Annotated in this window: 7 protein-coding genes; 6 read left to right on the top strand and 1 reads right to left on the bottom strand. The window is 44.8% G+C overall.

Annotated features, from left to right (window positions below):
- Window positions 1-6: 6 nt before the first annotated feature.
- The gene (locus tag L4C44_RS17175; protein ID WP_428805454.1) at window positions 7-1,236 is read right to left on the bottom strand and encodes a hypothetical protein; all 1,230 of its coding nucleotides are present in this window, start codon (window positions 1,234-1,236) and stop codon (window positions 7-9) included.
- A 321-nt stretch (window positions 1,237-1,557) separates the two neighbouring features.
- On the opposite strand from L4C44_RS17175, the gene L4C44_RS17170 reads away from it, so the two are divergent.
- The 6 genes from L4C44_RS17170 to L4C44_RS17145 all read left to right on the top strand — a co-directional run bounded on the left by L4C44_RS17170 (window position 1,558) and on the right by L4C44_RS17145 (window position 10,812).
- Complete coding sequence (locus L4C44_RS17170; RefSeq protein ID WP_428805453.1) at window positions 1,558-2,601, top strand: HD domain-containing phosphohydrolase; 1,044 nt, start codon at window positions 1,558-1,560, stop codon at window positions 2,599-2,601.
- A 32-nt stretch (window positions 2,602-2,633) separates the two neighbouring features.
- Window positions 2,634-6,326: a response regulator gene (locus L4C44_RS17165; protein WP_428805452.1), complete on the top strand. Its 3,693-nt coding sequence runs from the start codon at window positions 2,634-2,636 to the stop codon at window positions 6,324-6,326.
- A gap of 285 nt (window positions 6,327-6,611) precedes the next feature.
- Entirely contained in the window at window positions 6,612-7,583 is a 972-nt protein-coding gene (locus L4C44_RS17160; protein WP_017055247.1) for a tripartite tricarboxylate transporter substrate binding protein, read from the top strand.
- A 247-nt stretch (window positions 7,584-7,830) separates the two neighbouring features.
- Window positions 7,831-8,331, top strand: a complete 501-nt coding sequence (locus tag L4C44_RS17155; protein WP_029405318.1) for a tripartite tricarboxylate transporter TctB family protein — start codon at window positions 7,831-7,833, stop codon at window positions 8,329-8,331.
- 10 nt (window positions 8,332-8,341) lie between these two features.
- Window positions 8,342-9,862 carry a tripartite tricarboxylate transporter permease gene (locus tag L4C44_RS17150; protein ID WP_048659453.1) on the top strand — a complete coding sequence of 507 codons (1,521 nt, stop codon included), beginning with the start codon at window positions 8,342-8,344 and terminating at the stop codon, window positions 9,860-9,862.
- Between the two features lie 191 nt (window positions 9,863-10,053).
- Window positions 10,054-10,812: a sulfite exporter TauE/SafE family protein gene (locus L4C44_RS17145; protein WP_428805451.1), complete on the top strand. Its 759-nt coding sequence runs from the start codon at window positions 10,054-10,056 to the stop codon at window positions 10,810-10,812.
- The last annotated feature ends 114 nt before the right edge of the window (window positions 10,813-10,926 follow it).

Raw genomic sequence — 10,926 nt, 5'->3', positions numbered from 1 at the left:
TCATATTTATTCAGGAACCAACAGAGATTCCAAACCACCAGCCACTGTTGCAGCAAGCGCTTTCGGTGCAAGGCTCTCTTTTACGCTTTCTTTGATCGTCGTACCATTAAAGAAGTTTTTAACCTGTTGTTTTCTTACTGCCTTAGTAAAGGCTTTTTCATCCGTTCCCGGTATAAAGTTAGGCTCACCGCGTGCAGCATTGAGTACCTGTTTCACACCTGGCTTGTTACTTTCCAATGCGATTTCACTATTGGCAATAAACGCCTTCGCCTCTTCTTGTAGCGTAGCGTAAGCACTCAGGGTCGACTTCTGGAAAGACAACTTGATAACAGAAGGATCTGTGTTCACTTTAAAACCAAACTTTCGCTTAATTCTACGCGTTAAACGAGTCTTCATGTTTGGCGGTGGTGGCGTAATGTCGGTTATAGATAAGAAGTTATATGGAGAGCTATAACACGGCATGCACACCATGTATGACGCAATCACAGGGATCTCTTCCATCTTCATTTTGAACCAGTCACGGAAGAAATTCGCGCCAATAACGTCTCGCTTTTGATTAAGCATCACACACTCTTGCTTAAACTTGCGAAACTTACGTTCCATTACCCACTTGTCGTATAAGCCGCGGAAAAAATTGAAGATAGAAAGTACGGCTTTAACAATACTGGTCACCGTTGCGCCAATACCTGAGCTCGCTAGGTTAATCGCGATCACGCCACCATGCGCGAGTGCAATCATTGAATCTTGGATAGCAACAGCGCGGATCTCACCACGGATTTTATCTATCACATCAGCGCCCACACGAGTGGTTGTCATTGAGCTCAAGTGACGAGTCTTATGATTGTTTACCGCTTTACCTAAAGCGGAGTAAATTCGGCTGGCCGCCTCTTTGATATCATCAATAGCAGGTGCTAAATCTGCAAAGATCTTCTTCACCAAGCTAGGAATCATACTCAGTATTTGAGCTTTGATATCATCCATAGCGATACTGGTGATGCTCTTTGCATAATCTAAGAATTTCTCTTTGATCTGCTCGGTAATATTTTCAATCATCCCCGCGAGGCTAGTTCCACTCCCCGTCACTCCCTCCGTTATGGTACCGGTTAAACTGTCTACTTCTGTTGCAGCGGCAACTGCAATCTTAACTTTATCTACTTTAGTCACACCCACCAAATCAGCATTAGCAAACAGCGATAGCATGTCTTTCTGAATGAGGGTCAGCCCTGTATTCGGCATCGTACGTTCTCCCTGTAACAAGTCCACGATAGATTTGAAAAGTTACTTGAACGACTAAGTACCTCAGAATCATTCGGTCTTAGCTAACTGAAACCTGAACTATTCAACCTTGATCGCACTACTACACTATCCATGCAGTTATTCTTTGTTAAATAAAGGTTAACATATAAAATATCTATTTATAGAAAGGTTCACCATTATTTCCTTTTAGATTCCAAAACCAACAATTAACCCTCTTGAAATCATGCATTTCCGCCAAATTCCACTACGCTTTATCAATATAAAACATAGCAATCTGATTAAATTTTTTAGGGACGAAAAATGAATCAAATTACGACAGATAAGCCGATCATTTTGGTTGTTGATGACATCCCGGACAACATTCATACCCTCTCAGGGATCCTGAACGACGACTTTAAAATTAAGGCTGCGACATCCGGAGAAAAAGCGCTAAAAATTGCTTCTACCCACCCAAAGCCTCATCTCATTCTTCTCGATATCATGATGCCTGTGATGGATGGTTATGAAGTATGCCGCCGACTTAAAAGTAACCCTGTCACTTCTGATATCCCCGTTATCTTTGTGACAGCTAAGACGGATGTGGTCGACGAACAGAAAGGCTTTGAACTCGGCGCTGTTGATTACATCACTAAACCAGTCAGCCCGCCTATTGTGAAGGCTCGCGTTGTCACGCATATCTCTCTCTATGACCAAAACTTGGCACTGTCTCGCAAGGTAAGACAGCGAACAGAAGCTCTAGCCATGAGTCGATTGGAAATAATCCGTAAGCTCGGCCGCGCCGCTGAATACAAGGACAATGAAACCGGGATGCACGTTGTAAGAATGAGTTACTACTCCAAGATTCTTGCCCAGCAGTTAGACGTCAGTGAAGAATGGGTGGAATTGCTATTCCAAGCAGCTCCGATGCACGATATTGGTAAAATCGGCATTCCTGACCGCATATTAGGTAAACCCGGTAAGCTTGATGCAGATGAATGGGCAATTATGCAAACACACGTCACCATTGGCGGGGATATTATCGGAGACAACGACTCTAAATTGCTAAAGCTCGCTCAAGAGATCGCTCTTTATCACCATGAAAAATGGGATGGCAGCGGCTACCCTCATAAGCTATCAGGCGAAGACATCCCTCTAAGCGCGCGTATTGTTGCAATAGCAGATGTATTCGATGCCCTCACCAGCGAGCGCCCATACAAGAAAGCTTGGTCGATTGAAAAAGCAATTGAATTGATACAAGAGCAAGCTGGCCATCACTTTGATCCTAACTTGGTTCCTATTTTCATTAGTAAGCTCGATGAAATGCTCACTATCAAAGACTCTTTTACTGATGAACAAAAACACTAAGTTCGCTGGTACTTTATCAATACAGGCACTTTATGAATACTGTTTCAAGATTTGCTACTGATTCAAAATTAATCTTAACCTCTTTTCTGGTCGCAGCCATCGTTGTGTTTTCTGTCGCGGTAGGCGCTTGGATCAATCTCAACGATCGCTTCATCGGCGTCGAACAATACGCTTCCAGTACTCGCTTATTGACTTCACTCGATAAGCTCCGAGTTTATGAGTTGTCTTTCAGTAACGACTACAATGAACAAGTCATCTCTAGCTTTGATCAAGAAGCAGAACAAACCGTGGGTCTAGCTAATGATTATGCCGACCGATATGCAGCGTCCCTTCCTATCAGTTTACTCACGGAATATTTAGTTCAATTCAAGCAATATATCGACATTGTTGAGTTGAACCAATCAACTCGAACGCTTATGGACGAGCGCTCCAATGCCGCGACAGAGTTATTGCGAGAGATGAGGGATCGACACAATCAAGCGATCAATCAAAACAATCAGAAAATTCGCGGTCTACGACTAAACAACGAAGAACTGACCAACGTCGCACTAAAAACCAGTCAACTTGCCACTCTCGCCGTTAACATACAAAACCTTGAAAAAGAGTATTTACTCGACGGCGACCTAAAGACTCACTCGTTGGTCAAACTTGAGATGCAAAAGGCTTCACAGCTCATTTCGGAGTTGCAAGAGCAGATTTTGGATGACAAAGGACAACAACTTTTAGAGATTGTAGATAAGGCAAAAAATCGCTATTACACCAACTTAGTTCAGCTACAGGGCATACCTGCGTCTTCGAAAAAGTTAAGAGCATCCCTTATCAATCAAGTCACCCTAAGTGGTTCTGAATTTTCGCGTTCGGTTGGGTTACTCTATCAAGCCAAGCAGAGCCAAGTCGCGGAACTGAGTCATCTCGTTTCTCAATCTCAAGCAGAACTCTCTTCCCAATTGCTCATAGGGCAAGACCTATTGGCGATTCGCACGCTACTAAGCCGTTCAAATCGATTCAACCGAGATTTTCTGCTCGCAAATTCAAAGGAACAGAAGCTCATCGCTGACAAAGTGTCACATGTGATTAATGAGATGCAATCCAAATCTAGCAACGCGCAGCGACTTATTACCTTGTACGCACCAAACGTAAAAATTACTGCCTTTGACGAGCATATCAGCGTTTATGAGTCGCAATTTATGGAGTTAGTCAGTTCAGAGATGCGAGGTCACCAACTACTCACAGCGATGGATGAGAGCTTCTTAAAATTTAGAGATTTCGTATCCCAACGTCACCTTTCAGAAAGCGTCAATGTAAAAGACTCTTCTAGCGTGACGTTCCATTTAGCCATCGGTGGGATGATTTTCTTTGTGATTATTTTGTTGATGGGCTTGCTCGCTAACAAAGCGCATTCTGCTTTAGAAACTTTCGCACACAGTCTAGCTGCAGCAAGAGATGAAGCCGATGCCGCAAACCAAGCAAAATCTGACTTCCTCGCTAACATGAGCCATGAAATCAGAACCCCAATGAATGCCATCATCGGCATGAGTTATCTGGCATTAAAAACCGATTTAACCAAGGCGCAGCGTAACTACATTCACAAAGTGAAGCTCTCTTCCGATACCCTACTCGGGTTAATCAATGACATTCTCGACTTCTCGAAAATTGAAGCTGGAAAACTCGACATTGAGAAAGTGGACTTCCAACTTGAAAATGTACTCGACAATATTACTAACTTGGTTGGCTTACGAGCCTCAGAACGCGACCTAGAGCTGCTCATTCAAGTCGACAGAGACGTGCCGACTAACCTGGTTGGGGATCCGTTAAGAATTGGGCAAATATTGATTAATCTAAGTAACAATGCTGTCAAATTCACAGAGAAAGGCGAAGTAAAGATCTCTATCTCAGTTGCTGAAAGACAAGGCGACGACATCAAGTTGAACTTTGCCGTCTCAGACAGTGGTATTGGTATGACGCAAGAGCAAGCCGCCAAATTATTCAACAAGTTCACTCAAGCCGATAGCTCAACCACGCGAAAATACGGTGGGACAGGCTTGGGCCTCGCCATTAGTAAAGAACTAAGCCAACTGATGGGCGGCGATATTCATGTCTCAACGGAGCTTGGTAAAGGCTCAACCTTTTCATTTACGATTGCCACTCGCGTCAGTCATTCTATCCAGCAGCATCTTGTAGTAGTGCCTGCATCGATTAACAACTTGAAAGTGTTGGTCGTCGATGACAACTCCAGCGCACGCTTGATCATTGGTGACATTCTAGAGTCATTGAAGCTAACACCAACACTAAGTTCATCGGTAGATGACGCTCTTGTCGAGTTACATACCGCTGACGCTCAGAACAAGCCATTTGATTTGGTTATCTCCGACTGGAAGATGCCTAAGCGAGACGGCGTAGACTTATTAGCAGAGATCAACAATGAGCAGCAGCTAAACACAACGCCTAAGATCATGATGCTGACCGCTTACGATCGAGAAGAGCTTGCAGAAGCGATTGATCAAAGGGGCTTTCAAATACCAAGTATTCTGGACAAACCAATTACCCCCTCTCACCTCTATGACTCTATTGTCTCACTCTATGGACTCGATTCAGAACGCGTCTCACGCAGTGAACTTGAGCAGCAAACCCAGTTAGCCAACGTTCAGCACCTTGCCGGAGCCAAATTACTCTTAGTTGAAGACAATGAAATCAACCAAGAACTCGCGACTGAGCTATTAGAAGGACAGAAAATTCGGGTTTCAGTAGCTGAAAATGGCAAACTCGCGATTGAGCTTTATCAACAAGCCATTGTAGACGGACAACCGTTCGATGGTATATTGATGGATTGCCAAATGCCGGTGATGGATGGTTATGAAGCAACAGAGTACATTCGTCAGCAGATCAACGATCAAGAAATACCGATCATCGCGATGACAGCTAATGTCATGGAGCGAGACAAGGAAAAGGCGCTCGGTTGTGGCATGAGTGACATTATTGCTAAACCTATAGATGTCGGTTCAATGTTTGCCACTCTCGCGAGTTGGGTGTCACCTTCCCGTCCCATTGCGTTTGTTAACCCAATATCACACCAAGAAGAATCCGTGAACTCTAGCTCTAACGAGTCAGAAGACAGTAGTGCCTTTAATACAGCGCTTTCTAAAGTTGAGGGGCTAGACATTACGCTTGGCTTAATCAGAGCCAACAATAATCACCAACTGTATAGCAAGCTTTTACACCGATTTGTCGAGGCCTATTCTGACAGAGATAAGCTACAAAGCGAGCTAGCAAGCGGCAGTGCACCGCGCTACCTTCACACACTGAAAGGGGTGGCAGGCAATTTAGGGGCGAAACAACTGCATACGTTGTGTGAAAACCTAGAAGCACAGCCAGACGATACCAATTTGAAAGGCAGTGTGATCAGCACATCGCTAGAACTAAGCCAATCACTAAGCGAAGCATTCTCTCAAATTGAAGGATCAAAAGACTCAATAGCGACCAGTTCTAGCAAATCAGCAGAGAGCTCTGAACAGCAGCAATCGACTACTGATCAGCAACTCTACCGCCAATTATTGGAGGCAACGGCGAATGATGACACCGATGCACTCACCATAATTCTTAATATTGAAGATGGCGCTAAAATTGGATTATCCTCTTCAGAATTCAAGCGACTGGAAGTTTCTTTGGAAGAGTTTGATTTTGACAAGGCAACTGAGATCTTGAAAGGCTCGACCTTACACAGATAAGCTTATGATAAATAAAAGAATTCATTACAAACATTCCAAATTTTATAGAGAGCCCGACATGGCTCTCTTTTTTCGCCTTCGCATAACACCCCGCCGTGAACTTTATGAACAATATTAATCCAATGTTCTTTATTCTCAATATCGCCGCATTACAGACATTTCATTAACACACCGTTAACTTTAACTTCATCTGCTAAGCAATATCCTACTCATCTGTTTAGTAGCTGGAAATAAAACATAAGTTTCTCTCGATTGAAGAGATCCCCTACATAAGGAACGTGAACCATGTTCAAGGCACTGAAACCTACTCTTGCGGCTTCTATTATCGCAGCTACCTTTTCTTTCAACACTTTTGCTGCTGACGTAGAAAAAATCCACTTCCTAATCCCTGGCGGCGCTGGTGGCGGTTGGGATATGACAGCTCGTGGTACGGGTGATGTATTGGTGAAATCAGACATCGTAGAAAATGTCTCTTTCCAAAACCTCTCTGGTGGCGGTGGTGGTAAAGCAATTGCTCACCTAATCGAAACGGCTCAACGCCAAGAAGACACGCTAATGGTGAACTCAACGCCTATCGTTGTTCGTTCACTAACAGGTATCTTCCCACAATCTTTCCGTGACCTAACTCCGGTAGCAGCAACCATTGCCGATTACGGTGCAATCGTCGCGTCTGCGGATTCTAAGTACAACACTTGGGAAGATGTAGTTAAAGAATTCGAAACCAACCCACGTAAAGTGAAAATTGCTGGCGGTTCAGCTCGTGGCAGCATGGACCACCTTGTGGTTGCTGCAGCATTCAAAGGCGAAGGTTTTGATGCAAAGAAAGTTCGTTACATTGCCTACGATGCTGGTGGTAAAGCGATGGCGGCATTGCTTTCTGGCGAAACACAGCTGCTTTCAACGGGCCTTGGTGAAGTACTAGAGATGTCTAAATCTGGCCAAGTAAAAGTGCTTGCTGTGACGGCTCCAAAGCGTCTTGACGCTGCGCCTAACATCCCAACACTGACTGAATACGGCAACGAGACAGTATTTGCTAACTGGCGTGGTTTCTTCGCGGCACCGGGTACAAGTCAAGCGAAAATCGACGAGTGGAACGAAGCGCTTGGCAAAATGTACAAAACCGATGAGTGGCAAGTGGTTCGTGACCGTAACGGTTGGATCGACAACTACAAAGCTGACAAAGATTTTTACGCCTTCCTAGAAGACCAAGAAAAACAGATGGGCGACCTAATGCGTGAGCTTGGTTTCTTGAAATAACCAACAATCATAGAGGGTCTTTGTGCCCTCTTACTCTTTCCTGTTTCGCCGTACATGGGTTAACTAAAACTCCTTTGTTTATTCGTAGCGTATTGCTAAAGCTTGCTGATTCGTTGTAGATGCAAGTGGCTTACTTTATCCAAGCCATGTCATTCGCTCACCTTTAGTTAGTGATCCCAGACATTCTTCATTAACTCGCTCATGTACGGCTTTTTTACTTTTTACACCACCCCAAATGGAGTTGGACATGTCGGACTTACCAACCAAATTTCTGAGTAAGGAATCTTTGCTTTCGAAGGATCGCATCGGAGCCATGATCTTTATGCTGGCGTGCTTGTGCTATGGCTACCAAACCACGCTGATCCCTTTGTTTCCCGGCGACGAGTACGAACCCTTCACAGCAAGAACCTTACCTACCCTGTTGACGTTTATCGGCATTGGCCTTTCGTTGATCCTGCTGATAACAGGACAACCGGATAAGAAAGTCATATGCGACACAACGCCGCTGAACTGGAAACTGCTGATTGGCTTCTTGGTGTTAATGGCGCTGTACGGTATTGGGCTGACTTATCTTGGCTTTGTTCTAGCAACCAGCTTCTTCTTACTTGCAGGCTTTTACCTACTGGGTGAGCGTCGTAAAGCTGTTTTATTTGGCGCGTCGTTTCCTTTCGTTATCGCGTTCTTTCTTCTTTTAACTCAAGGCTTAGATATCTACCTAGAGCCTGGTTTAATCTTCACTCTTTGGTAGGGACAACATTATGTTAGACGGAATTTTACAAGGACTTTCGACCGCCGTGATGCCAATGAACATCATGATGGTCATCGTGGGCTGTTTCGTTGGTACCTTCATCGGTATGCTTCCAGGATTAGGTCCAATTTCAGCCATTGCTCTGATGATTCCTATCACTTATGGCCTAGACCCTTCTTCAGGCTTAATCTTGATGGCTGGTGTGTACTACGGCGCTGTATTTGGTGGCTCAACGTCATCAATCTTAATCAATGCTCCGGGTTGTTCTTCAACGGTAGTAACCGCGTTTGACGGCTACCCGATGGCTCAAAAAGGTCAAGCAGGTAAAGCACTTGCACTCGCGGCTTACTCTTCTTTTACTGGCGGCACACTTTCAGCAATTATGCTTTTGATTGCAGCGCCGGCTCTAGCGAGCGTATCACTGAGCTTCCAGTCTTCTGACTACTTTGCACTGATGCTACTAGGTTTATCCGCTGTAGCGGCGTTTGCAGGCCCAGGACAGGTTATCAAGGCGTGGATGATGACTATCTTAGGCTTAATGCTTTCAACCGTAGGTATCGACAAAGGCGTTGGTGTTGAACGTTTCACATTCGGCCTAACAGATCTAATGGATGGCTTCAGCTTCCTATTGCTGGCTATGGCGACGTTCGCACTGGGTGAAACCTTAATGGGCATTCTTAAGCCTGAGCAAGACAACAGCGCTGAAGAAAGCCAAAAGATGTCTGATATCGGCAGCATGAAGGTCACCAAAGAAGAGTTCAAAGAAGTCGCGCCGGTGTCGATTCGCTCCTCTATTCTCGGTTTCTTTACTGGTGTTCTACCGGGCGCAGGTGCCACTATTGCGGCATTCCTAAGTTACGGTATGGAGCGTAGCCTAGCGCCAAAAGACAAACAGAAAGAGTTCGGCAAAGGCAGCATTCGTGGTCTTGTTGCTCCAGAATCGGCAAACAACGCAGCATCAAGTGGTTCATTCGTTCCGTTACTAACGCTGGGTATTCCGGGCTCTGGTACAACGGCTATCATGCTGGGTGCATTAATCGCTTACGGTATTCAACCGGGCCCGCGCCTGTTCGTTGAACACCCAGATGTATTCTGGTCGGTGATTATCTCTATGTACTTTGGCAACATCGTACTGGTTATCTTGAACCTGCCTTTGATCCCATACATTTCTAAGCTGTTAGCGGTACCAAGAACGGTTCTACTGCCAATGATCATCTTCTTCTCAATCACAGGTGTGTACTTGGTGTCTTTCAACACGATGGACATATTTGTGATGCTGCTGGTTGCGATGGCAGCAATAGCACTAAGGCTAGCCAGCTTCCCATTGGCACCACTGCTGTTAGGCTTCATCTTGGGCGGTTTGATGGAAGAGAACTTGAGACGCGCATTAATGATCAGCGATGGTGAACTCAGCTTCCTATGGGAACGCCCAATTACCATGACCTTCACAATTCTGGCGGTATTAGTTCTGTCTAGCCCGATTCTAGTTAAGCTATTCAAGAGCTTTAGAGCAAAGCCAGTAGAAGTGTAATACTCTGCTAAATCAACTAAACCTCAACAAAAGGAGCTATTGGCTCCTTTTTTCATTTAGAGCCTCTATTCGAACCAACGATTAAAGATGGTAGCAAACTCACAAACCTATCTTTACAACACACATGGCGCTGATATCATAACAAATTCAAGTAAGGTAACCAATTAGTTAACGTATTGGATTCTAAAACTATGGATTGGTTGATTCTATTCTTATCAGGCGTGATTGGCGGTGTGCTTAACTCCATTGCGGGTGGCGGCAGCTTTATCACCTTCCCTGCTCTATTGTTTGCTGGCGTTCCACCAATAGCAGCCAACGCGACCAATACCTTTGCTTCGTGTGCTGGATACATTAGCGGAGCCTACGCTCTGTGCCACGAAATTCAATCTGGTACTAAGCAACTAAAGTTGACCATTGCTCTATGTGTAATTGGCGGTGGTATCGGGGCCGTCTTGCTACTTCACACACCAGAAGCTCTGTTCACTCAATCCGTTCCTTGGCTACTGCTGTTTGCGGCTCTGCTATTCACGTTTGGCGGCACGCTTAATAAATGGCTTAAGCAAGCTACAGCCAAGCATAAGCACGCCACCAGCGCAGGCGCATTCTTTTCCGCTTTATTGCTTTTGATTGTCTGTATCTACGGTGGGTATTTTAATGCAGGTTTGGGCATTGTGACATTGAGCTATTTGGCGCTTGCTGGTTACACCAACATCAACGTGATGAATGGCATCAAACTGCTTGTGTCCGCATGTGCTTCCCTCGCTGCGATCGTGTTTTTTATCGTCAATGGTTCGATTGATTGGCCGTCTGGCATGGCTGTATTATTGGGTACATTGGTTGGTGGTTATTATTCAGCAAAAATCTCTCGCCGCATCCCTCAACAGTATGTTCGTAACACAGTGATCATCGCGAGCTTTTTGATCACCGCTTACTTTTTCTATACCAGCTAGGTTTATGCTAACTCAGTTTTAAACTAACTAGACATTCGGTTCAATAAGGCTTTCAACATGAAAGATAGACCGAAAAGACTACCCCCTTCTCATACCTATTTTGTTATTTTATTG

This window comes from Vibrio satsumensis (genome assembly GCF_050337435.1).
Lineage (GTDB): Bacteria > Pseudomonadota > Gammaproteobacteria > Enterobacterales > Vibrionaceae > Vibrio > Vibrio satsumensis.
The sequence above is the reverse complement of the archived record's forward strand: the minus strand, read 5'-3'. Positions and strand labels throughout refer to the sequence as shown.

Excerpts from the sequence above, each read along its gene's own strand:
- L4C44_RS17175 (WP_428805454.1), bottom strand. The coding sequence starts at position 1,236 with ATGCCGAATACAGGGCTGACCCTCATTCAGAAAGACATGCTATCGCTG.
- L4C44_RS17170 (WP_428805453.1), top strand. The coding sequence starts at position 1,558 with ATGAATCAAATTACGACAGATAAGCCGATCATTTTGGTTGTTGATGAC.
- L4C44_RS17165 (WP_428805452.1), top strand. The coding sequence starts at position 2,634 with ATGAATACTGTTTCAAGATTTGCTACTGATTCAAAATTAATCTTAACC.
- L4C44_RS17160 (WP_017055247.1), top strand. The coding sequence starts at position 6,612 with ATGTTCAAGGCACTGAAACCTACTCTTGCGGCTTCTATTATCGCAGCT.
- L4C44_RS17155 (WP_029405318.1), top strand. The coding sequence starts at position 7,831 with ATGTCGGACTTACCAACCAAATTTCTGAGTAAGGAATCTTTGCTTTCG.
- L4C44_RS17150 (WP_048659453.1), top strand. The coding sequence starts at position 8,342 with ATGTTAGACGGAATTTTACAAGGACTTTCGACCGCCGTGATGCCAATG.
- L4C44_RS17145 (WP_428805451.1), top strand. The coding sequence starts at position 10,054 with ATGGATTGGTTGATTCTATTCTTATCAGGCGTGATTGGCGGTGTGCTT.